Below are 24584 nucleotides of genomic sequence, written 5' to 3'. Positions count from 1 at the left end.
GCGCGCCGGACGGGCAGGCGGCTGTCTAGCTCCGATCGCGCGGCCGGCGCAACGGCGCTGTGGCGGCCGAATCCGCCGTTTCGGGGGCGAAACCCGGCGCAAGGCGCTTGTTTGGAGTCGTTCCAAGCTATAGATTGGAATGAGTCCAAAGAGGAACGCGCTCCGAAGGGAGCCCATCAGGACAGGACGCGCGATGATGATCTCCCCCGCCCAGGGCGCCCCGGAGCCGATGGCCGCGATCGATGCCGCCGCGGCCGAGGCGCACCGCGCCTTCGTCCTGCGCTACGTCCAGCCGGGGCTCGCCGGGCTGATCGACGGCTCGGTCTCGACCCTGGCGCCGATCTTCGCCGCCGCCTTCGCCACCCACAGCAACGGCGCCACCTTCCTGGTGGGGCTCGCCGCCTCCATCGGCGCCGGGATCAGCATGGGCTTCACCGAGGCGCTCTCGGATGACGGGCAGATCACCGGGCGCGGAACGCCCTGGATGCGCGGCCTCGTCTGCGGGGTGATGACCACGGTGGGGGGCCTCGGCCACACGCTGCCCTACGCGATCCCCTCCACCTGGCCGAACGCCTTCGGCGTCGCGACGGCCCTGGCCATCCTGGTGGTGGTGGTGGAGCTGCTGGCGATCGCGGCGATCCGCACGCGCTACATGGCGACGCCGTTCTGGCGCGCGGCCCTGCAGGTCGTGCTCGGGGGCGCCCTGGTGCTCCTCGCCGGCATCGCCATCGGGAGCGCCTGAGGGACGGCGGGCGGATTCGGAAGGCGAGGGTTGACCCCCGGCCCCGGATGGGGCGATGCGGGGCGCGAAATCCCAATCATCGACCGCGCATTGGGGGATGATGTTCCGCCTCGCCCACCTGACCGACCCCCATGTGGGGCCGCTGACACGCCCGCGCCTGCGCCAGCTCCTGAGCAAGCGGGCCACCGGCTACGTGAACTGGCAGCGCGGCCGCAAGGACGCCCACGACATGGAGGTGCTGGCCGCCCTGGTGGCCGACCTCCAGGCGCAGGGGCACGACCACGTCGCCTGCACCGGCGACCTCTGCAACATCGGCCTGCCGAGCGAGTGGTCGACCGCGAAGGTCTTCCTGGAAGCCCTGGGGACGCCCGAGACCGTGAGCTTCGTGCCGGGCAACCACGACGCCTACGTGCGCGGCTCCCTCGAGGGCCTGCTCCTCGCCTGCGGCGCCTGGACGGCGGGCGACGACGGCACGCACGGGCATTTCCCGTACCTGCGCCGGCGCGGGCCGGTGGCCCTGATCGGCCTGTCCTCGGCGGTGCCGACGAAGCCCCTGATGGCGAGCGGCCGCCTCGGGCCGCAGCAGATCGCCGCCACCGAGGCCCTGCTGCGGACGCTGGGGGCCGAACCCGAGCCGCCCTTCCGCGTGGTGATGATCCACCACCCGTCGCATCCCGGCGGCACGTCGTCCGGGCGTGAACTGAAGGATGCGGGGGCGTTCACCGCCATGGTGGCCCATGCCGGGGCGGAGTTGATCCTGCACGGGCACAACCACGTCCGCAGCGTCGCGTTCGTGCCCGGGCCGGGGGGGACGTCGATTCCGGTGGTGGGGGCCGCCTCGGCCTCTGCCCGGGGCGATGCCCGGCATCACCGCGCGAGCTACCACCTCTACACGATCACGCGCCGCGCGACGGGCTACGCCGTCGCGGGCATTGAGCGGGGCCTGACCGAGTCCGGAACCATCGCGGATCTCGGCGCCCTTCCGTTGGCCCGCTCCTGAGGCGTCGCCGCCTCGGGATCTCAGGGCTCAGGCGTCCTCCAGCACCTTCGCCTGGGCGGCGAGGCTGGCCTCGTAGCGCTCCGCCTGCAGGCGGGTCAGGCCGCTGACGAGCACGGCCTCGCCCCGGTAGACCGTATAGGTGCCGTCATGCGTCGGCTTCACGCGAATCACGTTGGACATGGCTGTCACCCCGTCAAAAAAGGTTAGACGCGATATGATTTCGGCGGAGGGGAAACATTAACGGTCGGTTCAGACTACGCAAGTCCTCGGCGGCGCTAGACTCGATAAATCGATCCCGCGATGCAGCGAACATCTTGGTATATCAGTTCAGCGGACGAAATCCCCGAACCTTCTCAACGAATGGCTACGCTTGCGCCGCACCATGGTCTCCGGGGGAAGGCGGGGGCCCGCCGGGCCCGTTCCGGCCATCCTGGGCCGCCTCGGCCCCCACCGCGGGCGGACTCGTCGCCGGACCTGATTCTTTTGAGGCGCGACGCCGCCGCCCGACCCTCAGGCGTCGCGCGACGGCCGGCCCGGGACTCGTCCGAGATTGGCCTGCAGGTAATCGCTGATCTTGCGCAGGTAGGCTTCCAGGTCCTGGACCTCGCCCTCGGCGGAGCGGGCCCGCTCCCGCGCATCAAGGGCGGCCTGATCCGCCTCGCGCCGCGCCATCTCGGCCTCGCGGACGCGCAGCTGGGCCTCGCGCATCCGGATCTCCAGTTCCATCGCCTGACGCCGCCAGGCGGACGCCTCGGCGCGGGCCCGATCCAGCTCGGCCTGCTGCTCGACCCGCTCCCGGTGGGTGAGGCGGATCAGGTCCCGCGCCTGGGCCGAGATCGTATCGACCCGCTCGTGCAGAGCCTGGATCGTCTCCATGCTGTGCTCGACCAGGCGCAGGGTCGTGGCGCCGAGTTCCGAGGTGGGCGTGATCGCCGGCACGGGCACCAGGGCAAGCGCCTGGCTGCCGCTCCGCACGGGGCTTTCCGTCTCGCGCGGGTCCGAGGCCTCGCCCCCGTGACGGACGGGCAGCCGGGCGAGCGCGAGATCGATCACGGGCGACAGGACGGGGGAGGCGGCAGCGGACATAGGAGCGGCTGGGATGGGAGCGGCGGAGATGGGTGCAGCGGACATGGGGGCAGAGACCCGGACGGGAAAACGATCATGGTGACGGTCGTTGAACAGGGTCCCGGGCGGGCGGCGTGACCACGCGGGATGGATCCGCCACCGGCGCCCCGGCCCCTCACGGCGTTCCGACCTTGGCCGGGTTCGCCTCGTCCGCCGGCGCACGGCGGGTGAAGCCCTCCACCACGGCGTCGTGCAGGCGGGCCAGCCACTCCTCCGCCTCGTCCGCCCGGCGCTCGGCGAGGTCGGCGCGGGTCTGCGCGGCGGCGACCTGCGCCTCCAGGGCGGTGGCCCGCTCCAGGGCCCGCGCGACCGTGCGTTCCAGCTCCTGCTCCAGCTCCGCGGCCCGCTCCTCGCTGATGCGAATCGCGGCCGTGGCCTCGTGGATCAGATCGAGCGAGGCGGACCAGTCCCGCGTCCGGCCGGCATTGGCCGGAGCCGGAAGGGTCTCGTCCAGATGGGCCTGCTGAGCCGGCTCGGGCGCCCCCGGCCCGCGATGGGGGCTGGGCAGGCTGCGCATCAGCCAGGCTCCGGCGGAGGAGGTTTCTCGGTCGCGAAGCGCGGTCTCGGACATCTGGGCATCCCTGCGCGGGGTCTCCGCCGCGCCGTCTCTTAAAGGGGTGGAGGGGTCGGGTCGGCGAGGCTGGATCGGTCGGGTCGGGCGCTATTTCTCGGGCGGGGGCGAGAAGGGACGGACGTTGCTCGGCTCCGGCGGGGGCGCGGCCGGGGCCGGCTCGCTCCGCGCCCCCTCGTCCCCCGCGAAGCTGCGGGCCGAGCGACGCAGGGCCTCGTGCTGCTTCTGCAGGGCGACGCGGCTCTCGCGGGCGATGTCCAGGGCACCCTGCGCGAGCTTGCGCTCGGAACGCTCGTGCTGGAGCTCCTCGATCAGGCGGTGGTTCACGGTCTCGAAATCCGCACGCTCCACCTCCTGGCGGTGGACGAGGTGGTCGATGCGGTCGGACAGGCTGGAGACCCGGCCGAGGGCCTGCTCCAGGGCCGCATCCTTGGCCGCCATCGCCTTGGTCAGCATCTCGCAGCGGTGCTCGAATTCCGAGCGGGCCCGCTGCATCTCGAGGAAGCGCTCGTTCTGCCGGGCGAGGTCGACCTGGGCGCTCTCCAGCCGACGCTCCAGGGTGACGCGCTCGATGGAGGCTTCCTTGAGGCCGCGCTCGGCCGAGCGGCCGGCCTCGTCGCGCTCGCGGAGCTGCGTGCGGAGCTGGGCCAGCATCTGCTCGGTGTTGGCGAGCCGGCTCGTGGCGGCTTCCACCCGCATGGCGAGGCTCGCGCGCTCGGTGCGATGGTTCGCGACCTCGGCCTCGTACTGGGCCTCCGCCTTCTGGGCGGCGGCGATCTCCGCCGCCAGCTGCTGTTCGACGTTGTGCAGGGCGACGCGGCCGGACTCGGCCTGGCCCTCGAACTCCTGGGCGCGGGCGCTCAGTTCCGCGAGCTGGGCCGCCTGGGCCTCGCTCAGGTTCTGGAGCCGGAGGTTGTCACGGTCGAGGGCGTGCCGGCTCTCGCGCAGGTCCTGCAGCTCGCTGTCGGACCGGGCCAGCGCCTGGTCGAGGGCCTTGGCCTCCACCCGCAGCGCCTTGCTCTCGCCCTGCAGGGCCCGGCTCTGCTCGGTCTCGGCGAAGAGGCGCCGCTCCAGGTTCTCGGCCTGCAGGGTCTTGTCGCGCAGGGCGATCCGCACCTCCTCGGCCGCCGCGTCGCGGGCCTGGAGGCTGGTCTCGAGGTGGTGCAGCTGGATCTTGGCAGCCGCCACGTCGTTGGTCGCCGCGGCGAGGCGTCCGGTGGCGTCGGCGAGATCGCGCCGGAGGGTGGCCGCGTTGCCCTGCTCCATCGCCAGAAGGGTCTCGAGCTCCGCCGTCCGGACCTTGGCCCGCGGAAGCTCCTCGGTGATCGCCACGATCGGCACCAGGAGGGCGGAGAAATCCGCCTGGAGCGACTTCAGGTCGTCGAGGCGCTCGGACATTTCCGCCACGCGGAACCGCAGGCTCTCGTTGTGCTGCCCGAGGGAATCCAGCGAAAGGTCTTCACTGTCCAGTAGCGGCTCCGTCGTCTCCGCCTCATCGGCAATACGGATAAAAGGCACATCCTGTATTGGAGAACGAAGCAATGCATCGGTCTGCTGTGAAGACGGCGCCTTGCTTTCACTTGCGGTCAATTTGCGGAGCGAAAGCCAGCTCATTTCTGCGATCCAATCTCGTGGCGGACAACCCACGACCAGGATTCAACAAGGTTGCAATTTCCTGCCCCTGTCAATCACGCCAAACGCGTCCTGTTAGCAAATTCTTAACGTATGGCTTTTGTAGCGCAGCGGCGCCTGATCCGTCGCGTTGCTGGGCTCAGCTTGACAAGCGTGGCGGTCGACTTGCGGTTCGGACGGCCGATTGCAGCATTGCGGCGTGCAATCTCGTCCGTCATCCCTCCCGCAAGCGTGAAAACGCGCTGGGGATGGCGCTCCCCACCCGCGACGCGTCAATCCGGCCCGGCGTCGCGTGCCGTCCCGACATGATCGGGCGGCGTCCCGTCCCCGGCCTGGCGAAAGTCGCCCCAGGCGTCCCGGGCGCCGCGCCATGCCATCAGGTGGAGGAGCGGAAGCCGCACCTCGACGACGAGGTCATCGTCGAGCAGGCCGGGGACGATCTCCGTGGTGGCGTCCGGAAACCGGGCGAGGACCGCCGCCTGAATCCGTCGCAGGCGCGGCAGCTGGTCCGCCGTGGGCTCGACGAGGATGTGCTTGATGATCCGGATCATGCCCGCTCATCGCATGGCGCGGGCGCGGCCGTCAGCCGGACAGCTTGTCCTATCGCGGCCGGGCAAGGGCCCTGTCTCGTCCGACGCCCGGCGGCAGCGGAATGGCGCGCTCGATCCTCCGACGCTCCCGTTACTCCGAAGCTCCTGGCCGCGGTCCCCCCGGGATTCGCACCGCGTCCAGGCCGCGCCGGCGACGAGGACGGTTCGCAATGCCGCGGGATCGATCCGGAATTTCGCAGTGCTCGGGGGTGCCCAGTGTTTGCCCGTAGCCTTTTCACGCCGGACGAAATGTCCGGTTTTCGACATTTCCCAATACCCGATTGAAGACTTCACATTCGACCGCTAACATTTACAAAATTAAGATCTACGTAAGCGCTGTCATCGGCCGGAACGCGTGGGTGAAAACTGCATGACCCGGACGGACAATTCGCCCCCACGTTTGCCCAATCCCTTCACGCGAAAGCTCGAAAGCTTCGTGGAATTATCGGAGGCAGACCGGGCGATTCTGGAGCGGATCAGCGCGGAGCGGCGCAGCCTCGAAGCGCACACGCCCCTGGTGCGCGAGGGTGACAAGCCGGACGGTCTCTGGCTGATCCTGGACGGGATGGCGTGCCGCCAGAAGGCGCGGGCGAGCGGCCGCCGTCAGATCCTGGCGTTCCTGCTGCCCGGTGACCTCTGCGCGCTGGATGTCTCCCTCCTGGAGCGGATGGACCACAGCATCGTCACCCTGTCGCCCTGCAAGGCGGTTCACCTCGCAGCCGAGACCGTCGCGGAGATCCTGGACACCGTCCCGGCCTTGGCCTGCGCCCTGAGCCTAAGCACGCTCGTGGACGAGGCGACCCTGCGTGAGTGGATGGTCAATCTCGGCTGCCAGCCGGGCGTGAAGCGGATCGCCCACCTCTTCTGCGAACTCTATGTCCGCCAGCAGCGGGTGGGGCGGACGACCGGGACCAGCTGCGCGCTGCCCGTGACCCAGGCCGATCTCGCGGACGCGACCGGCCTCTCGAACGTCCACGTCAACCGGGTGCTGCAGGATCTGCGCGGCAACGGGCGCATCGGACTCCGGGACCGGCGCCTCACCATTCCCGACCTCGCCGCCCTGTCCGCCTTCGCCGAGTTCGACGCCGCCTACCTGCGCATGGACGCGGAGGCGGAGACGCGCGCCATCCGGCGGATTCCGGCCCATTGCCTCAACGCCATGGCCGCCCATGGCCTCGGCGCGCAGGCCCCGCATTCGAATTGACGGGAACCGACCGCGCGCGAAGGCTTGGGACAGCCGGCATGTTTCGGAATGTCGAGGGGGAGTGCTTGGCGCGCCCACGGGGAATCGAACCCCGGTCTGATCCGTGAGAGGGACCTGTCCTAACCGCTAGACGATGGGCGCGGACCGGAGGGAGGCACTCGGTGATCGCTGCGGCGATCCGTGCTTCCCGGCCGATGGGCGATCGTATAGCGAGGGTCGCGCGGCACGACAAGGGCTGAAATCGCCCGGTCGGCCCGCACGCGACATTTTTAAATCGAAGGATGGCCCCTTGCCGGGACTCGAAGACCGCCGCGCGACGCTTCCCGAGGACGCCGCGACGGAGCGCCTGGACCGGGCCCTGGCCCGGGCCTTTCCCGATGTCTCGCGCTCGCGCCTGCAGGATCTCATCCGCGCCGGGCAGGTGTGCCGGGACGGCGCCGTCAGCCGCGACCCCTCCGCGAAGGTCGGCCCCGGGGCCGAGCTCGCCGTGGTGATCCCGGCGGCGGTGGCGCCGGAACCCGTGGCGCAGGCCCTCGACCTCGCCATCGTGTACGAGGACGACGACCTCATCGTCATCGACAAGCCGGCCGGCCTCGTCGTCCACCCGGCGCCGGGCCACGAGTCGGGGACCCTGGTGAACGGCCTCATCGCCCATTGCGGCGAGAGCCTGTCGGGGATCGGCGGCGTGCGCCGGCCGGGCATCGTCCACCGCATCGACAAGGACACCAGCGGCCTGCTGGTGGTGGCCAAGAACGATCTGGCCCATGCGGGGCTCACGGCGCAGTTCGCCGACCACGGCCGCACCGGCCCGCTGGAGCGGGCCTACCTCGCCCTGGCCTGGGGCGTACCCGAGCCCCGGGCCGGGACCATCGCGGCGAACCTCGCCCGCAGCGTGCGCAACCGGGAGAAGATCGCGGTGGTGCGCGGGGAGGGCGGCCGGCACGCCATCACGCATTACCGGGTCGAGGCGGTGCTGGGGGCCGAGGCGCCGGTGGCGCTGGTGCGCTGCACGCTGGAGACGGGGCGCACGCATCAGATCCGCGTGCATCTCAGCCATCGCGGCCACCCCCTGCTGGGCGACGCGGTCTATGGCGGGGCCTTCAAGACCAAGGCGGGCCGCCTCGGCCCGGCGGCGCGCGCCGCCCTCGGCACCCTGGGCCGGCAGGCGCTGCACGCCAGCGTCCTGGGCTTTGCCCATCCGCGCACGGGCGACACCCTGCATTTCGAGAGCCCGCTGCCCGCGGACCTCCAGGCCCTCGTCACCGCGCTGCGGGACGGGGCGTAGCGCCGCAGACACAGTCAAGATTGCACGAGACCGCGCGGGCGTGCGCCAGGACACGGCGGGCTGCGGCCATTCGTGTCATCAGAGACCCAAGCGGGATCCCGTGCGTTGATGCCGGACGCGTCCCACGCGCCGCCTTTCCGTTCCCGCCGGTTTCCCGCTAGACTTGGGGAATCGAACGGTCGGCTCAAGGGAGCGGCGGTTCGCTTCGGACCGCCCTCAGGGGGTCCTTTCAAGGAGGTAAGATCATGGCCGGCGCATTGCCAGTGCTCGCCACCGAAGGTGGCCTCTCACGCTACCTCGACGAGATCCGCAAGTTCCCGATGCTCGAGCCGAACGAGGAGTTCACGCTCGCCAAGGACTGGCGCGAGAAGGGCGACCGCAACGCCGCCCATCGCCTCGTCACGTCCCACCTGCGTCTCGTCGCCAAGATCGCCATGGGCTATCGCGGCTACGGCCTGCCCATCGGCGAGGTCGTGTCCGAGGGCAATGTCGGTCTGATGCAGGCGGTCAAGCGCTTCGAGCCGGACAAGGGCTTCCGGCTGGCCACCTACGCCATGTGGTGGATCAAGGCGGCGATCCAGGAATACATCCTGCGCTCATGGTCGCTCGTGAAGATGGGCACCACCGCCAACCAGAAGAAGCTGTTCTTCAACCTGCGCAAGGCCAAGGGCCGGATCTCGGCCCTCGACGAGGGCGACCTCAAGCCGGACCAGGTCGCCCAGATCGCCACCAAGCTCGGCGTGCCCGAGCAGGAGGTGGTCGACATGAACCGCCGCCTCTCGGGCGACACCTCCCTCAACGCGCCCCTGCGCGAGGAGGGCGAGGGCGAGTGGCAGGACTGGCTGGTGGACAACAGCCCGAGCCAGGAGACCGTGCTCGCCCGCGAGGAAGAGGGGCAGAACCGCCTCTCGGCCCTGCGCGATGCGCTCTCGGTGCTCAATCCGCGCGAGCGGCGCATCTTCGAGGCGCGCCGCCTCGCCGACGACCCGATCACCCTGGAGGATCTCTCCGGCGAGTTCGGCGTCTCGCGCGAGCGCGTCCGTCAGATCGAGGTCCGCGCCTTCGAGAAGATCCAGGAGGCGGTCAAGCGCAACCTCGCCACCCGCGAGGCCCCGCGCGTCGAGGCTCACGCCTGAGTTCTTGAGACCGCCTTCGCCGACAGGAGAACGGCCCCCCGGACATCGTGCCGGGGGGCCGTTTTGCGTTCCGGGCCCGATGCGCGGTCGCTGACGAGAGCTTCCGCGCGCGTGACCCGCGGCGCGAAACGCCCTAGCGCCACTGATCGAAGGCGCCTTGCAGGACCTGGGTTCCGGCGGTGCCCTTCTCGAAGGCGATGATCCCGCGGGGGCCGGCGGCAAACTTCAGCGTGATGTCGAACCAGTTCTTGTGCAGCAGGATGTCGGTGTTGCGCTCGATGTCGTTCGGCAGCGACGAGAGCCCGATGAGGAACAGGTTTTCGCGGACCCGCACCGGCAGGCCGGCCACGGGGGAGCCGCGGGCGCCTTCGTCGTCCTTGCCCTGGAGCAGGCCGATATCCTGGACGTTGTGGCGGGCGGCCGTGGGGCCGCTCGGCGTGAAGGCGAGCTCGATGGTATGCGAGGCCGGCAGGGTCGCGTCGAGGTTGCGGCGCACGGTCATCGCGAGGGTCAGCCCGGCCTCCGGGAAGTCGGCCGTGGCCCGCACGACGGTCTCCAGCTGCTGGCCCTGCTCGCCCGGGACGGTGTCGAGGCGCCAGACCACCCGGCCCTGGGTGGTGGTGGGCGTTGCGTTGGCGCCGCCGCCCATGTTCTCCTCGTAGAGCACCGCGCGCTGGGTGACCGCGAGGTCCGGCTGGGCCTGGGTCGGGGCGGCGGGCGTCGGGGACGGCGTCGGCGCGGGCGTGGCACGCCGGGCCGGCGCGGCGCGCTCGGCCGGCGCGGCGTCGCCGCCGACCCGGTCGGCGAACTTCGAATCGGCGCCTTCCGGGGCCGCGTCCTGCTGCTCGGTGGCGATCGGTTGAAGGTCGGCCGGCCTGTCGCGCAGGAGGAAGGCGGCCACCGCGATCAGTCCGATCACCGCGATCAGGATGCTGCCGACGAGCACGTTGCGCAGGAGGCGCGAGCGCCCGTGCCGCGGCCCGACCACCTCGATGCGCGGACGCTGGCGCTGGCCGCCATCCGGAGGCGGCACGTCGCTGCAGTCCTCCTGCGGGGGCGGGGTCGGCGCGGACGCTTCGTCCGCCCCCTCGGCGGCCATGAAGGGCGGGCTCTTCGCCTTGCGGGCCTGGATGCGGACCGGCGGCGGGATCGTGTCGGCGCCGCTTTCGGCCGACGGACCGGCGCCGTCGCGCGGCGTCGGCGGCGAAACGGCGATCGGCTGCACCGGCTCAGGCGCCGGCGGACCCGGCTCGGGCTGGGCCGACACGGGCGGTCCGGCGGCCGTCACGCCGAGATTCGGCGGCGGCGCAGGCGGCAGGGTCGCCTCCGGCGGAACCGGCTCGGACCCAGACGGCTCGGGCGGGAGCGGCTCGGGCAGATCGGTGAGATCGTTGGCCGGGGGAGGCGGCCGGAGGGGGTCCGGCTCGGGGGCGGGCGGCTCGGGCGCCGGCGCCGGCTCGGGCGGCGACGGGGCGACGCCCCCGTGGTCGCGCTCCAGGCGCAGGATGGCGGCCTCGAGGGCGTTGCGCTCGAGGTCGATGTCGTCCTCGGACAGGGGCGGATCGAGGGAGCGGAGCTGACCGATCAGCGCACCCCGCGCGCGCTCGTAGACGGCCTGGCGCAGGGCCGGGGAGCGGTCGGGCATCGCGTCGAGCGCCCGTGCCAGCAGGGGATAATAGTCGGCCATCGTGCCTCAGATCCGCCTTCTCACCGGCGACCGACCCGCCGCCTCGTCCCGCCGTCCCGCGGACGGGCGACGCCGGCCGACCACCGCGGGTCCGCCAGGGGCATCATCCCCGCGCGGCCGCGCGCCCATCAAGCGGAAACCGCCCTAGTCCTCAAAGGGGTTGTGCATGAGAATGGTGTCGTTGCGCTCCGGGGAGGTCGAGAGCAACGCCACCGGTGCGCCGATCAACTCCTCGATCCGGCGCACGTACTTGATCGCCTGGGCCGGCAGGTCGGCCCAGGAGCGGGCCCCGGCCGTGGTGCCTGACCAGCCCTCGATGGTCTCGTAGATCGGCTCCACCTTGGCCTGCGCCGCCTGATTGGCGGGGAGGTGGTCCACCACCTGTCCGTCGAGGCGGTAGCCGGTGCAGACCTTGATCGACTCGAAGCCGTCGAGGATGTCGAGCTTGGTCAGGGCGATGCCGTCGATGCCCGAGGTGCGGACGGTCTGGCGCACCAGCACGGCGTCGAACCAGCCGCAGCGGCGCTTGCGCCCGGTGTTGACGCCGAACTCGCGGCCCTTGGCGCCGATGGTTTCGCCGATCTCGTCGAACAGCTCGGTGGGGAACGGCCCCTCGCCGACCCGGGTGGTGTAGGCCTTGGCGATGCCGAGCACGTAGCCGATGGCCGAGGGGCCCATGCCGGAGCCGGTGGCGGCCTGCGCGGCCACGATGTTCGAGGAGGTCACGAACGGATAGGTGCCGTGGTCGACGTCGAGCAGCGCGCCCTGCGCGCCCTCGAACAGGATGCGCTTGCCAGCGCGGCGCTCGTCGTCGAGGAGCTTCCAGACCGTGTCGGCATAGGGCAGGATCGTCGGGGCGATCGCCTTCAGCTCGGAGAGCAGGGCGCCCGCGTCCACCTCGGCGATGCCGAGGCCCCGGCGCAGGGCGTTGTGATGGGTGAGCACCCGCTCGATCTTCGCCTCGAGGGTCGACTCGTCGGCGAGGTCGACGACTCGGATGGCCCGGCGGCCGACCTTGTCCTCGTAGGCCGGGCCGATGCCGCGCTTCGTCGTGCCGATCTTGAGCCCGGCGTTCGACGTCTCGCGAAAGTGGTCGAGCTCGCGGTGCAGCGGGAGGATCAGGGTCGCGTTGTCGGCGATGCGCAGGGTCCGGGGCGAGATCTCGACGCCCTGGGCCTGAAGCCGGGCGATCTCGTCCACGAGGTGCCACGGATCGACCACGACGCCGTTGCCGATCACCGAGAGCTTGCCGCCCCGCACCACGCCCGACGGCAGCAGCGCGAGCTTGTACGTCACCCCGTCGATCACGAGCGTGTGGCCGGCATTGTGGCCGCCCTGGAAGCGGACCACCACGTCGGCCTGCTCGGAGAGCCAGTCGACGATCTTGCCCTTGCCTTCGTCACCCCACTGGGCGCCTACGACGACGACGTTTGCCATTCACTGAAGACCTGTGCCGTAACCCGCGCGAAAGCGGTCCGACCTGACGGGCGGACCGCTTTCGCTGTCCTCGGGTCTTTCCGCGATCCGTGCGCGGAAATCAAGCAAGGGGCCGGTTCGCCGCCCGATGAGCGGGTATGTCGCCCAGTCGGCCTCCCCGCCGAGCGGGAGGTCTAGCGGGCCTCGGTCCCGGGCTGGCGGCCGGGCAGGTCGCCGGGCTTGATCACCGGCATCGAGCCGGGGTTCGGGTCAGGCGGGGTCACCACCATGCCGGGGGCCGCATTGCCCGGCGGCTTGATGACGCCATCGCTCTTCTCGAGCCTGTCGCTCAGCGTGCCCTTGTCAGCGGAGGTGCCCTGGTCGGCCGTTCCCTCGGAGGGACGGATCTTGTCGGGAATGGTCTGGTTCGGCGGCGGCAGGGCCGGATCGGTGTCCCGGCCTTTCAGCGGCGCGTCGGGGGACTGCGCGAAGGCCGTGCCGGCGATCAGGCCGAAGCCGACCGCGAGGGTGAGGATCGAGCGCATAGGGTCTCCCTGTCTCGGATGCGGGGTTTCAGGGAGAACAGGCCGGGCGCCGAAGCGTTCCTGCCCCATCGGTCCCGTGATGGGACGATGGTCCTGGTATGGCTTCGGGCGAGGGCTTCGGGAAGGGGCTTCGGGAAGGGGCTTCGGGAAGGGGCTTCGGGAAGGGGCTTGTGCCGCGATTTCTCCCTCGCCCCTCTGCGGGGGAGGGTGGTCTTGCAGCGACCGGGAGAGGGGCGCGCCGCATCCGAAGAGGTCTCCCCCCCTTCTGAACCCGCTTCGCGGGCCACTCTCTCCCGCACAGGCGAGAGGAAGATACTCGGTCGGTCTTCGTTTGAGTCCGCAGCCCTCTGCTTTCGCCCGGATCGACCGGACAGGTCTCACGCGCTTTCGCAGGTCCTGTCCGTGAGCCTCAAACGCTCTCGCGCGCCATGCCGATGTAGAGTTCGCGCAGGCGCCGGGTGTGCGGGCCGGGGCGGCCCTCGCCAACGGCGTGGCCGTCGATGGAGACCACCGGCATCACGAAGGCCGAGGCGCTGGTGTAGAAGGCCTCGGACGCCGCCAGGGCCTCGGCGACGCTGAACAGGCGCTCCTCGAGGGCGAGGCCGGACTCCTCGGCGAGGCGCAGCACTGCCTTGCGGGTGATGCCGGGCAGGAGCGCCGTGGAGAGCGGCCGCGTGACGAGGGCGCCGCCTTTCGTGACGATGAACGCGGTCGAGGACGAACCCTCGGTGACCGCGTCGTCCTCGACCATCCAGGCCTCGGCGACGCCGGCGGCGGCGGCCTGCTGCTTGGCCAGCACCTGGGCCAGGAGGGCCACCGACTTGATGTCCCGGCGCTTCCAGCGCAGGTCCGGCACGGTGATGATCTTGGCGCCGGTCTCGGCGAGCGGGTTGGCCGCCACGGTCTTGGCCTGGGTGAACATCATCACCGTGGGCGCGGTGCCGGCGGGGGGATAGGCGAAATCGCGCTCGTACACGCCGCGCGTGACCTGCATGTAGACCAGTCCCTCGGTCAGCCCGTTGCGGGCGATGAGCGCGGTCTGCAGGCCGATCCACTCGGCCAGGCTGTGCGGGTTGGCGATGTCGATCTCGCCCAGCGAGCGGTCGAGGCGGGCCAGATGCGCCTCGTTGTCCACGAGGCGACCGTCGAGCACCGCCGAGACCTCGTAGATCCCGTCGGCGAAGAGGAAGCCCCGGTCCATAATCGGCACGCGCGCCTCGGCGAAGGGCAGGAAGTCGCCGTTCAGGTAGACGATGCGGGCCTGGGACACGGGGTTACCTCTTCGGTCCGGGTGGGGCGGGTCGGGGCAAGCAGGATTCGTGCGGAGCTCAGCTTGCGCCGAACACCCGGGCGAAGATCGTGTCCACGTGCTTGAAGTGGTAGCCGAGATCGAAGCACTCCTCGATCTGCTCCGGGCTCAGAGCCGCGGTGACGTCGGCATCGGCCTTGAGGAGCGTGAGGAAGTCGCCCTCGCCGCGCCAGACCGGCATCGCGTTGCGCTGGACCAGGCGGTAGGCGTCCTCGCGGGAGACGCCGGCCTGGGTCAGGGCCAGCAGCACCCGCTGCGAGTGGACGAGGCCGCCGAGCTTGTCGAGATTGCGCTGCATGGTCTCGGGGTAGATCAGCAGCTTGTCGACGACGCCGGTGAGACGCGCCAGCGCGAAGTCGAGGGTGACGGTGGCGTCCGGCCCGATCATGCGCTCCACCGAGGAATGCGAGATGTCGCGCTCGTGCCAGAGGGCGACGTTCTCCATGGCGGGCTGGGCGTAGGCGCGCACCATGCGGGCGAGACCCGTGAGGTTCTCGGTGAGCACGGGGTTGCGCTTGTGCGGCATGGCCGAGGAGCCCTTCTGCCCTTCCGAGAAGAACTCCTCCGCTTCCAGCACCTCCGTGCGCTGCAGGTGGCGGACCTCGATGGAGAGGCGCTCCACCGAAGAGGCGACCACGCCCAGGATGGCGAAGAACATCGCGTGGCGGTCGCGCGGGATGACCTGGGTCGAGACCGGCTCCGGCGTCAGGCCCATGGCCTCGGCGACGTAGGCCTCAACCCGCGGATCGATGTTGGCGAAGGTGCCGACGGCGCCCGAGATGGCGCAGGTGGCGATTTCCTCCCGCGCGGCGACGAGGCGGGCGCGGTTGCGCTCGAACTCCGCGTAGGCTTGCGCCAGCTTCAGGCCGAAGGTGACCGGCTCGGCGTGGATGCCGTGCGAGCGGCCGATGGTCGGCGTCATCCTGTGCTCGAAGGCCCGGCGCTTGAGGGCGGCGAGGAGGGCGTCGACATCCTTGATCAGCAGGTCGGCGGCGCGCACGAGCTGGACGTTGAGGCAGGTGTCGAGCACGTCCGACGAGGTCATGCCCTGGTGGACGAAGCGCGCCTCGGGGCCGACGATCTCGGCCAGGTGCGTCAGGAACGCGATGACGTCGTGCTTGGTCACCGCCTCGATGGCGTCGATGCGGGCCACGTCGAAGACCGCGTCGCGGCCCTTCTCCCAGATCGCATCGGCGGCCTGCTTCGGGACGACGCCGATCTCGGCCAGCGCGGTCGTCGCGTGGGCCTCGATCTCGAACCAGATCCGGAAACGCGATTCGGGCGACCAGATCGCGGTCATCTCGGGGCGGCTGTAGCGGGGGATCATGCGGGCGCCTCGGTCAACGCGTCGGAAAAAGGGGCAACGGGATCAGGCGCGCCTAGCATGGGCGGCGATCGCGCTCAACGCGGGCCCCCGGCCGCCGCCGACGCCGTCCCGCGCGAAGCGCAGCGAATCGGAGCGTCACGGCCGCCGCAGACACGAGCCACGGCCCGGCGACGCTGGCGCAGAACCCTGCCGATGCCCCCGATCCGGTCGCGGCACGCGTCCGACGCCCCTTAAGACCGTGGCAGAAAAGGAACAGCCCTGTCGGATCAGCCGTTTTCGGAGTCGTTCCAAGTTTGCGAACCGCGCAGGGATTGCGCAGTGCGAAGAGGATGTTGCCGCTTTGTTTCCAGGGGTTCTAAGAACGATTGAAAAAGATGAAGCCCTAAACGAGCGCCGTCGCCTCTTGCTTGAAAAATAGGCTCGCCCCAAGGGACAAAGACGCCCTGCAACTGCTTAAAGGGCGAACCCTCAAGCACAGATGAACTACAGGCGGGCGATAAACCGATGAGTACGACAGCAGGATTACGACTGATCGCACCCCTCCTGTGCGGAACGGCCCTCACGGCCATCGCCCAGGCCCAGCCAGTCGGGCCGCGCGACGGAACGACCGTCACCCTGGATCAGCTCAGCGTCGAGGGCCTGCCGGGCAACACGGTCGGCTACGTCACCCGCGCCACCCGCAGCGCGACCAAGACCGACACGCCGCTCCTCGACACCCCGCAATCGATCACGGTGGTAAGCCGCCAGCAGATCCGGGACCAGAACGTCCAGAACCTTACCGAGCAGCTGCGCTACGTGCCGGGCGTGATTCCGGCCCAGGGCGAGAACAACCGCGACGAGGTCGTCATCCGCGGCCAGAAGACCAACGCGGACTTCTTCGTCAACGGCGTGCGCGACGACGTCCAGTACTTCCGCGACCTGTACAACATCGAGCGGATCGAGGTGCTCAAGGGCCCGGATTCGCTGATCTTCGGGCGCGGCGGCGGCGGCGGCGTGATCAACCGCGTCCTCAAGGAGGCCGACGGCCTGCGGGTGCGCGAGATCGTGGCCGGCGGCGGTCAGTTAAACCAGAAGCGCGTGGCGCTCGATGTCGGCGACCGCATCAGCGACAGCGTGTTCTTCCGCCTCAACGGCGTGTTCGAGGACAGCGAGACCTACCGGCAATTCGGGAAGCTGCAGCGCTACGGCATCAATCCGACGATGACCTTCCTGCTCGGCCCGGCCACCACGCTGAAGCTCTCCTACGAGTTCTTCCACGACGACCGCTTCCCGGATCGCGGCATCCCCTCGCAGAACGGCCGGCCGTACAACTACCGCAACAACACCCGCACCTTCTTCGGCAACCCGACCGTGAACCGGACGGCGGTCGATGCCAACATCGCCACGGCGACCCTCGATCACACGTTCGAGTCCGGCGTGCAGATGCGCAATCAGCTGCGCTTCGCCGACTACAACCGCTTCTACTCGAATTCCCTGCCGGCCGCGCCGGTCAACGCCGCCGGCACGCAGGTGCCGATCACGATCTACCGCAGCGAGACCAACCGGACCAACTACTTCAGCCAGAACGACTTCACCTACAAGTTCCTCACCGGCGACGTGAAGCACACGCTGCTCGCCGGTTTCGAGCTCGGCTACCAGGAAGGCCTCGCCTTCCGGGAGACGGGCTTCTCCCGGGTGGGCGACAGCCTCGTCACCAGCGTGGTGGTGAACCCGATGTCGCCGATCTCCCGGGCACCGGTGACCTTCCGCAACAACGGCACCACGGACGCCAACGTTCGCTACGACCTCGGCCTGGCCGCGGCCTATGCCCAGGATCAGATCGACCTCAACGAGTACGTCCAGATCGTCGGCGGCCTGCGCTACGACTATTTCGACTTCTCCGCGCGGGGCCGGGCCACGGGCCTGACCAACGAGCGCGTCGACAACCTCGTCTCGCCCCGCGCCGGCCTCGTGATCAAGCCGCTAGCGAACCTCGCCTTCTACGGCAGCTACAGCGTGTCCTACCTGCCGTCCTCGGGCGACCAGATCGGCGCGTTCACGCCCGGACTCGTCATCGCCAGGCCGGAGGGCTTCCAGAACCTCGAAGTGGGCGTGAAATACGACGTGACGCCGACCTTCCAGGTCACCGGCGCCCTGTACAATCTCGACCGCACCAACCAGCGGCTGCCCGACCCGAACAATGCGGGCTTCTTCCTCCTGTCGGGCAGGACCAACACGCAAGGCGCCGAGATCGGCGCCAACGGCTACCTCACCGATTGGTGGCAGATCGCCGGCGGCTACGCCTTCACCGATGCCCGCATCGAAAGTGCCGTCTCGTCCACCATCGTGAAGGGCAACACCGTCGGGCTGGTGCCGTTCAACAGCGTCTCCCTCTGGAACAAATTCGACCTCACGCCCGAATTCGGCATCGGCATCGGGGTGATCCACCAGACCCACACCTTCGCGACCTCGGACGACACCGTGCGTCTGCCGAGCTACACGCGCTTCGATTTGGGGCTGTTCTACCAGGTCAGCGAGTCGGTCCGGGCCCAGGTGAACATCGAGAACCTGTTCGACCGGCGCTACATCTACACCGCCGACAACAACCAGAACCTCACGCCGGGCGCGCCGCGCACGATCCGGGCGCAGATCATCGCCAAGTTCTGAGGGTCACGTGCGGCGGGTGGCGCTACTCCACCCGCTGCCAGCCGGGGCCCATCAGGCGCTCCTGCGGCGTGAAGCGGGCCTTGTAGTCCATCTTGCGCGAGCCCTCGACCCAGTAGCCGAGATAGAGGTAGGGCAGGCCGAGATCGGCGGCGCGGCGGATGTGGTCGAGGATCATGTAGGTGCCGAGCGAGCGGTGCGCCTCGGCCGGATCGTAGAACGAGTAGACCATCGACAGGCCGTCCGCGAGAACGTCGGTCAGGCAGAGGGCGACGGTGGGTCCGGTGCCGCGCCCGTTGATCGCGGTGTCGGGCCCGCGCCGGCGATAGTTCACCAGGTGGGTGTCGACGTGGCTGTCCTCGATCATCATGGCGTAGTCGAGCACGGTCATGTCGACCATGCCGCCGTCGCCGTGGCGGGCATCGAGGTAGCGCCGGAACAGGGCGTACTGCTCCGAAGCGGGACGGTTGGGCTCGGGATTGCCCACGAGGTCGGCACTGCGCTGGAGGATGCGGCGCTGGCTGGCCGAGGGACGAAAATCGGAGACCACCACCCGCACCGAGATGCAGGCCCGGCAGGATTCGCAGGCCGGCCGGTAGGCGATGGTCTGCGAGCGGCGGAAGCCCCCCTGCGTCAGGATCTCGTTGAGGTCGCGGGCGCGGCGCCCCACCAGGTGGGTGAAGACCTTCCGCTCCTCCTGGCCCGGCAGGTAGGGGCACGGGGAGGGCGCCGTCAGGTAGAATTGCGGGGTGTCCCGGGAATGGCTCGTCACGCTTGTCTGTCGCTCGCCGCGTGCCGGGTGCGCACCGCGCACCCCGAGACTTGAGTGTATCCGCAACGCGGGCCGGCTCAACTCCCTGGGAGGGTTCCGCGACGATTTCGTGCGAAACCGGGATCGTGCTGTCCGGCCGAGAGCCGCCGCGTCGTCGAAGACGTGCGTCGACGCGACGCCGGAGGCGACCGCGTCAGCCGGCCCGCACCACCGCGAGGCCGAGGATCAGGTCGTGACCGAGGCGGCGATCGGCCCGCACCAGGCCGATGCCGACATCCAGCACCCAGAGCAGGAAGGCCGAGGCCACGGCCACGTAGAACAGCAGAGCGTGGATCGCGGCGGTGAGGTAGTCCACGCGCGCGCCGCTCTCCGGCGCGAAGACGCGCAGGCCCATCATCCGCATGCCCCAGGTGCTCTGGGCCGGGCCGCCGACCGTGATCGCGCTGTAGAGGATGCCGCTCGCCGGCAGGATCGCGAACAGGGTCCAGCCCAGCCCGAAGGTAAGGACGCCGATCACCGTGATCAGCAGGGTGAGGAGGGCGGTGAATCCGAAGATGAACAGGATGTCGAGGAGATAGGCGAGGAAGCGCGCGCCCAGGCTGCCCCGGACATAGGGCACCGGGACCTGGGGGGCGTAGCCGGTCTGAAAGCGATCGGCGTAGGGGCTTTGCGTCTCGCGCATGGGGCGCTCCTGAATCGCGCTCGCGGACGGAGCGGCGGCGTTCTGAGGCGAGAGATGGGCGTGCGCCCCAGGAGACTCAAGGACAGGAGACTCAAGGACAGGAGACTCAAGGACGTGAGACTCACGGACGAGAGACGCGAGGACGAAACTCGAGCATGCGCCGCGAAATCGCCGCGGCCCCGCGGTCTCACGGGGGCGGGCGGCCGGCCGGCACCGGCTGGCCGCCCGGGTCCGCGGCGGCGGCTTCGGGGGTCTCGAGATAGTAGTGGCGCAACAGGAACAGGCGCGCCCCGTTGACCGGTCCGGCCTCGGTGGCGAGGCCGAGGAGTTCCGCACCGGGACCGAAACGGCAGGTGACCCAGCGCTGACGCGCGGCCTGGCCGGGCCGCCCCGCCACCGCGTAGTCGACCCGGAGCTCGTCCAGCGTCGCGCCCGCGCCGATGCGCAGGAGCTTCACCGCAGTCTCGGGGGGCGCGAGCGCGGGCACGACCCGCCGGCAGATCATGGCGCGCTGACGATCGACCGAACTCTCGCAGCCGGCGAGGCCGAGGAGGGCGACGCCGGCGGCGAGCGCGATGCGGAGCCCGCGCGCGGCCGGTCCGGGGCTCACGCGCCGGCGCGCAGCCGCTCGGCGACCCGCAGGGCATAGTAGGTGAGCACGCCGTCGGCGCCCGCGCGCTTGAAGGCCAGCAGGCTCTCGACCATGGCGCGCTCGCCGTCGAGCCAGCCGTTGCGGGCGGCGGCCTCGATCATCGCGTACTCGCCCGAGACCTGATAGGCGAAGGTCGGCACGGCGAATTCGTCCTTCACCCGGCGGATGATGTCGAGATAGGGCAGGCCGGGCTTCACCATCACCGAATCGGCGCCCTCCGCGATGTCGAGGGCGACCTCCCGGATGGCCTCGTCGGAATTGCCCGGGTCCATCTGGTAGGTGCGCTTGTCGCCGACCAGGGCCGCCTGGGTGCCGATGGCGTCCCGGAACGGGCCGTAGAAGGCGCTGGCGTACTTGGCCGCGTAGGCCATGATCTGAACGTCGCGGAACCCGGCCCGGTCGAGGCCGGCCCGGATCGCGCCGACGCGCCCATCCATCATATCGGAGGGCGCGATGATGTCGGTGCCGGCTTCGGCCTGGATCAGGCTCTGCTCGACCAGGAGAGCCACGGTCTCGTCGTTGAGGATGGCGCCGTCCTCCAGCAGGCCGTCATGGCCGTGGCTGGTATAGGGATCGAGGGCGACGTCGGTCATGATCCCGAGCTCGGGCACCGCCCGCTTCACCGCCCGCACCGCCCGGCAGACGAGGTTGTCGGGGTTGAGCGATTCCGAACCGGTGGGATCGCGCAGGCTGGGCTCGGTGTAGGGAAAGAACGAGATCGCCGGGATGCCCGCGCGGGCCGCCTTCTCGGCGTCCCGCACGATCTCGTCGACGCTGAGGCGCTCGACGCCCGGCATCGACGCGATGGGCTCGCGCCGGCCCGCCCCCTCGATCACGAAGAGCGGCCAGATCAGGTCATCGACCGTGAGGGTATTCTCGCGCACGAGGCGGCGCGACCATTCGGCCTTGCGGTTTCGGCGCGGGCGCTGGGTGATGCCGAGCGGGGCCGGGCGAGCGGCCTCCTGGGCCGTCTCGACCGCCAGGGGACGCGGGGTCGCTGGTTCGTTGGTCATCGTGGGCGAACTCGATGGTTTTCGGCCCGGGCCGTGACCGGGAGCGGCCTTGGCCGGGGCGGGCGAGCACGGGCCTAACACATCCGGAAAAGCCTCCGAAACCCGTGATGCCGACGCAGGGATGGCTGGACTTCGTCCACGGCAGGCCTGCGCCACGCGCACAGCGCAAGGGCCTCCGGAAACGCCCCTCCGATTGACGCCAAGCGCCAAAACCTCGTCTAAGCAGGCGATCCAGGCGGGAGGACTCATCCCTGGCGGGAGGACCCATGGCGGAGACGGGCGAAGCGGAGATCCTGTTCGAGCGGCGCGGGGCGGTGGGCCTCGTGACGTTGAACCGGCCGCGCGCCCTGAACGCCCTGTCCCTGGCGATGCTCGGGGCGATGCAGGCGCAGCTAGACATCTGGGCCGGCGACGCGGCGGTGACGCGGGTGGTGCTGCGCGGCCGGGGCGGGCGCGCCTTCTGCGCCGGCGGGGACATCCGCCAGATCTACGCCCTCGCCAAGGCCGGCGCGCACGCGTCGGTCGATGCCTTCTGGCGCGCCGAGTACGGCCTCGACGCCACCGTGAAGCGGTTCGCCAAACCTGTGGTCAGCCTGATCGAGGGCCTGGTCATGGGCGGCGGCAACGGCCTCTCCGTCCATGGCAGCCATCGGGTCTCGTCGGAAAGCTACAGCTTCGCCATGCCGGAAGTCGGGATCGGCCTGTTTCCCGATGTCGGCATGACCTTCGTGCTGCCGCGGCTGCCGGGATCTACGGGAACCTACCTCGCCCTGACCGGCGCCCGCATCGGACCGGGCGACGCCCACGCGGTGGGTCTGGCCACCCACCACGCCGCGGCGGGGGATTTCGACGGGATCGTGGACGATCTGGCCTCCGGCGCGCCGATCGCGGCGGTGCTCGGCGCCCATGCGCGGCCGGTGCCCGAGCCCGGGCCCCTGGTCGCGGCACGGGCCTGCATCGACGCGTGCTTCTGCGCCGACACCGTCGCGGAGATCCTGGCGCGCCTCGATGCGGACGGCGCACCCTTCGCCACCGAGGCCGCCGCCCTGATGCGCACGCGCTCGCCCACCAGCCTGGTCCTGGTGCGCGAGCAGATGCGCCGCGGCGCGGGCCTGAGCTTTCCCGAGGCGATGCTCACGGAATACCGGATGGTCAGCGCCCTGATGCGCGGCCACGACTTCTTCGAGGGCGTGCGCGCGGCCGTCATCGACAAGGACGGCGCGCCCGCCTGGGATCCCGCCACCCTGGACGCCGTCGACCCCGCGACGATCGCCGCAGCCTTCGCAGCCACGGGCGGGCCGGAGCCGTCCTTCACCGGATCGTCCGAGTCATGAGAAGAGGTCCGGCGTGCGCGGATTGACCAAGGTCCCCGGCTCCCGCGAAATCCGCGGACGCAATCAGGACGGGGGTGCCGACCGGATCGAGCGTGCGCCCCAGGTGCCGCAGACCGGCTGGGACGTGGTGCTGGTCTGGTTCATGCGCCTCACCGCCCTGTTCTGGCTCGCGAAGTCCGTTGCCACCTGGGCCGGCATCCTCGACATCCTGCCCGGCGGACGCCCCTTCGAATCGGAGACGCTCGGGCGCCAGAGCGTGATCGTCTACTTCGCGGTGATCGATCCGATGGCCGCGGTGGGCCTCTGGCTCACCAGCGCCTGGGGCGGTGTGGTCTGGCTGCTGGCCGCCACCAGCGCGCTCACCCTGGCGGTCCTGACCCCACAGCTCCTGCCAATAGTGCCCGTCTACCTGGCAATACAGGCCGGGATTATTGCGTTGTATTTTATCTTGTCTTTCCTGGCGGCGCGGGAAATCCGGTAAACGTTGGGTTACGACGTTCGCTTCATCTTGCATTTACCCAGAGAGGTAAATCGCAAATTCATCCTATCGCTTAAACCGTCTTTCATCTGCGACTCCTAGGTTGGCTTCATGAGCGGTGGCGAAGAACACCGGCCCTGAAGCACAGAGATCTGAAGAGGCCCACGATGAAGTCCCAGGCTGCCAAGGTTAGCAAGACCGAAACCGCTCCCGAGACCGTCCCGGCCCACGGCTCGTATCTTGAGGCTCTGCACCTCGTCGAGCGCCTGCACCGCCGCCTCCTCGACGTGATCAAGGACGAGTTCGAGCGTCGCGACCGCGAGGACGTCAACAGCGTCCAGGCGCTGCTGCTCTACAATATCGGCGACAAGGAGCTCACCGCGAGCGAGCTGCGCACCAAGGGCTACTATCTGGGCTCGAACGTCTCCTACAACGTCAAGAAGCTCGTCGAGGCCGGCTACCTGCACCACGCCCGGTCGAAGACCGACCGCCGCTCGGTCCGCATCAGCCTCACCGACAAGGGCCGTCAGGTCCACGACATCATCCAGAGCCTCTACGACAAGCACGCCCGCACCATCCAGCCGATCGGCGGCATCTCGGACGACGATTTCGGCCGCCTCAACACGGCGCTCAGCCGCCTGGAGCGCTTCTGGACCGACCAGATCCGCTACCGCCTCTAGGACCGGATCGCGGGCGATCGCGGCACCGCGCAAGCCCGGCTCGCCGGGCTTGTTCGCGTTCCGGGGCCCCGGCGACGGCGTCCCGCTCCGTCAGGAACCGGCGTGCTCGGCCGATTCCTCGCCCGCCGGCTTGCCGTCGTCCCGGGCGCGGTGGAGCATGAAGATGCCGAACACCATCGTGAGGATCAGGCCGGCGAGAACGCCGAGCTCGATCATCGAGGCCTGGAACAGCGCCTGCTTCTCCGGCGACCAGTCCTTGGCGTGGGTGATCTCCGACGATTGCAGGGTGATGACGAGGACCCGTCGGATCGAGGCGATGAGGCCGACGATGAGGAAGGGCTCGCAGGTCAGCTTGCCTGAGCGCATCGACACCCGCACCGTGTGCAGGATCTCGATCAGCATCAGCAGGAACAGCAGCCGGTCGACCACCTCCAGGATCTGATCGGCCCCGCCCAGGTGGCGCACGGCTTCCCAGGTCAGCGCGGTGGCGTCGATCAGGGCGACGAGGGCGGTCAGGGCGAGGAGGATTCCGAGCGCCGCGTAGATCGCGTGCTCGGTGTGCAGGAAGACGAAGCTCGCCGCACGCGTGAGCCGGCCCTGATCGTCCCGGTCGTCGGACATGACGCGCTCCTCCTCTGTCGGGTCGATCAGACAGGATCGGCGGGCGGGCGTCCAGGGCGGCCACGTTTCGAGAGCGTGCCGGCCGGAGCACCCGGGCCGGGCGACGCGATCACGACCGCGTCAGCCCCGGACGAGGATCG

23 protein-coding genes, 1 tRNA gene and 1 pseudogene are annotated in these 24584 nt (G+C 70.0%); 9 read left to right on the top strand and 16 right to left on the bottom strand.

Features of this window, described 5'->3' with window-relative positions; genetic code table 11:
* Positions 1-241 precede the first annotated feature (241 nt).
* Together ASG63_RS07475 and ASG63_RS07470 are read left to right on the top strand one after the other, a co-directional pair.
* Positions 242-742: pseudogene (locus tag ASG63_RS07475) on the top strand (VIT1/CCC1 transporter family protein); the annotation flags it as partial.
* 100 nt (positions 743-842) lie between these two features.
* Positions 843-1742 carry a metallophosphoesterase family protein gene (locus tag ASG63_RS07470; protein WP_056213996.1) on the top strand — a complete coding sequence of 300 codons (900 nt, stop codon included), beginning with the start codon at positions 843-845 and terminating at the stop codon, positions 1740-1742.
* 27 nt (positions 1743-1769) lie between these two features.
* On the opposite strand, the gene ASG63_RS25915 is transcribed toward ASG63_RS07470, so the two are convergent.
* From ASG63_RS25915 to ASG63_RS07450, 5 genes are all read right to left on the bottom strand, one after another.
* The gene (locus tag ASG63_RS25915) at positions 1770-1922 is read right to left on the bottom strand and encodes a hypothetical protein (protein ID WP_200917569.1); all 153 of its coding nucleotides are present in this window, start codon (positions 1920-1922) and stop codon (positions 1770-1772) included.
* Between the two features lie 330 nt (positions 1923-2252).
* The gene (locus tag ASG63_RS07465; protein WP_056213717.1) at positions 2253-2828 is read right to left on the bottom strand and encodes a hypothetical protein; all 576 of its coding nucleotides are present in this window, start codon (positions 2826-2828) and stop codon (positions 2253-2255) included.
* Positions 2829-2982: 154 nt separating this feature from the next.
* Positions 2983-3438: a hypothetical protein gene (locus tag ASG63_RS07460; RefSeq protein WP_056213714.1), complete on the bottom strand. Its 456-nt coding sequence runs from the start codon at positions 3436-3438 to the stop codon at positions 2983-2985.
* 90 nt (positions 3439-3528) lie between these two features.
* Complete coding sequence (locus ASG63_RS07455) at positions 3529-4836, bottom strand: hypothetical protein (RefSeq protein ID WP_056213712.1); 1308 nt, start codon at positions 4834-4836, stop codon at positions 3529-3531.
* A 506-nt stretch (positions 4837-5342) separates the two neighbouring features.
* Complete coding sequence (locus ASG63_RS07450) at positions 5343-5621, bottom strand: hypothetical protein (protein WP_056213710.1); 279 nt, start codon at positions 5619-5621, stop codon at positions 5343-5345.
* A 475-nt stretch (positions 5622-6096) separates the two neighbouring features.
* On the opposite strand from ASG63_RS07450, the gene ASG63_RS07445 reads away from it, so the two are divergent.
* On the top strand, positions 6097-6864 hold the full coding sequence (locus ASG63_RS07445; RefSeq protein ID WP_244472664.1) for a Crp/Fnr family transcriptional regulator: 768 nt from the start codon (positions 6097-6099) through the stop codon (positions 6862-6864).
* A gap of 66 nt (positions 6865-6930) precedes the next feature.
* Here the strand turns inward: ASG63_RS07445 and ASG63_RS07440 are convergent.
* Positions 6931-7005, bottom strand: a tRNA-Glu gene (locus tag ASG63_RS07440).
* A gap of 148 nt (positions 7006-7153) precedes the next feature.
* On the opposite strand from ASG63_RS07440, the gene ASG63_RS07435 reads away from it, so the two are divergent.
* Both ASG63_RS07435 and rpoH read left to right on the top strand, forming a co-directional pair.
* Positions 7154-8149, top strand: coding sequence for an RluA family pseudouridine synthase (locus tag ASG63_RS07435; RefSeq protein WP_056213708.1), 996 nt, complete (start codon positions 7154-7156; stop codon positions 8147-8149).
* 245 nt (positions 8150-8394) lie between these two features.
* Positions 8395-9285, top strand: a complete 891-nt coding sequence (gene rpoH / locus ASG63_RS07430; RefSeq protein ID WP_056213706.1) for an RNA polymerase sigma factor RpoH — start codon at positions 8395-8397, stop codon at positions 9283-9285.
* A gap of 133 nt (positions 9286-9418) precedes the next feature.
* On the opposite strand, the gene ASG63_RS07425 is transcribed toward rpoH, so the two are convergent.
* The 5 genes from ASG63_RS07425 to purB form a co-directional block, all read right to left on the bottom strand.
* Positions 9419-10972, bottom strand: coding sequence for a hypothetical protein (locus ASG63_RS07425; protein WP_056213704.1), 1554 nt, complete (start codon positions 10970-10972; stop codon positions 9419-9421).
* Positions 10973-11116: 144 nt separating this feature from the next.
* Positions 11117-12409 carry an adenylosuccinate synthase gene (locus ASG63_RS07420; RefSeq protein ID WP_056213701.1) on the bottom strand — a complete coding sequence of 431 codons (1293 nt, stop codon included), beginning with the start codon at positions 12407-12409 and terminating at the stop codon, positions 11117-11119.
* Between the two features lie 173 nt (positions 12410-12582).
* Positions 12583-12933 (bottom strand): hypothetical protein, encoded by a 351-nt coding sequence (locus tag ASG63_RS07415; protein WP_056213699.1) that lies wholly within the window; start codon positions 12931-12933, stop codon positions 12583-12585.
* A gap of 409 nt (positions 12934-13342) precedes the next feature.
* Complete coding sequence (locus tag ASG63_RS07410; RefSeq protein WP_056213696.1) at positions 13343-14203, bottom strand: D-amino-acid transaminase; 861 nt, start codon at positions 14201-14203, stop codon at positions 13343-13345.
* 58 nt (positions 14204-14261) lie between these two features.
* Positions 14262-15569 (bottom strand): adenylosuccinate lyase, encoded by a 1308-nt coding sequence (gene purB / locus ASG63_RS07405; protein ID WP_056213693.1) that lies wholly within the window; start codon positions 15567-15569, stop codon positions 14262-14264.
* Positions 15570-16073: 504 nt separating this feature from the next.
* On the opposite strand from purB, the gene ASG63_RS07400 reads away from it, so the two are divergent.
* Entirely contained in the window at positions 16074-18215 is a 2142-nt protein-coding gene (locus tag ASG63_RS07400; protein ID WP_056213691.1) for a TonB-dependent receptor, read from the top strand.
* A gap of 22 nt (positions 18216-18237) precedes the next feature.
* On the opposite strand, the gene ASG63_RS07395 is transcribed toward ASG63_RS07400, so the two are convergent.
* The 4 genes from ASG63_RS07395 to hemB form a co-directional block, all read right to left on the bottom strand.
* Positions 18238-18984: an arginyltransferase gene (locus ASG63_RS07395; RefSeq protein WP_056213690.1), complete on the bottom strand. Its 747-nt coding sequence runs from the start codon at positions 18982-18984 to the stop codon at positions 18238-18240.
* A gap of 193 nt (positions 18985-19177) precedes the next feature.
* Positions 19178-19666: an RDD family protein gene (locus ASG63_RS07390; protein WP_056213688.1), complete on the bottom strand. Its 489-nt coding sequence runs from the start codon at positions 19664-19666 to the stop codon at positions 19178-19180.
* 187 nt (positions 19667-19853) lie between these two features.
* On the bottom strand, positions 19854-20276 hold the full coding sequence (locus tag ASG63_RS07385) for a hypothetical protein (RefSeq protein WP_056213686.1): 423 nt from the start codon (positions 20274-20276) through the stop codon (positions 19854-19856).
* Positions 20273-21331 carry a porphobilinogen synthase gene (gene hemB / locus ASG63_RS07380; RefSeq protein ID WP_056213683.1) on the bottom strand — a complete coding sequence of 353 codons (1059 nt, stop codon included), beginning with the start codon at positions 21329-21331 and terminating at the stop codon, positions 20273-20275. The genes ASG63_RS07385 and hemB overlap by 4 nt, the downstream gene beginning before the upstream one ends.
* Positions 21332-21597: 266 nt before the next feature.
* On the opposite strand from hemB, the gene ASG63_RS07375 reads away from it, so the two are divergent.
* The 3 genes from ASG63_RS07375 (at position 21598) to ldtR (ending at position 23823) form a co-directional block, all read left to right on the top strand.
* Complete coding sequence (locus tag ASG63_RS07375; protein WP_056213680.1) at positions 21598-22665, top strand: enoyl-CoA hydratase/isomerase family protein; 1068 nt, start codon at positions 21598-21600, stop codon at positions 22663-22665.
* A 13-nt stretch (positions 22666-22678) separates the two neighbouring features.
* Positions 22679-23146, top strand: coding sequence for a DUF6163 family protein (locus tag ASG63_RS07370; RefSeq protein WP_056213678.1), 468 nt, complete (start codon positions 22679-22681; stop codon positions 23144-23146).
* A 164-nt stretch (positions 23147-23310) separates the two neighbouring features.
* Positions 23311-23823 (top strand): transcriptional regulator LdtR, encoded by a 513-nt coding sequence (gene ldtR, locus ASG63_RS07365; RefSeq protein ID WP_056213676.1) that lies wholly within the window; start codon positions 23311-23313, stop codon positions 23821-23823.
* 90 nt (positions 23824-23913) lie between these two features.
* Here the strand turns inward: ldtR and ASG63_RS07360 are convergent, their stop codons facing one another.
* Positions 23914-24444, bottom strand: coding sequence for a phosphate-starvation-inducible PsiE family protein (locus ASG63_RS07360; protein ID WP_056213674.1), 531 nt, complete (start codon positions 24442-24444; stop codon positions 23914-23916).
* Positions 24445-24584: the final 140 nt, after the last annotated feature.

Origin of the sequence: Methylobacterium sp. Leaf94, from assembly GCF_001426045.1 — a bacterium.
Taxonomy (GTDB): domain Bacteria; phylum Pseudomonadota; class Alphaproteobacteria; order Rhizobiales; family Beijerinckiaceae; genus Methylobacterium.
The sequence above is the reverse complement of the archived record's forward strand: the minus strand, read 5'-3'. Positions and strand labels throughout refer to the sequence as shown.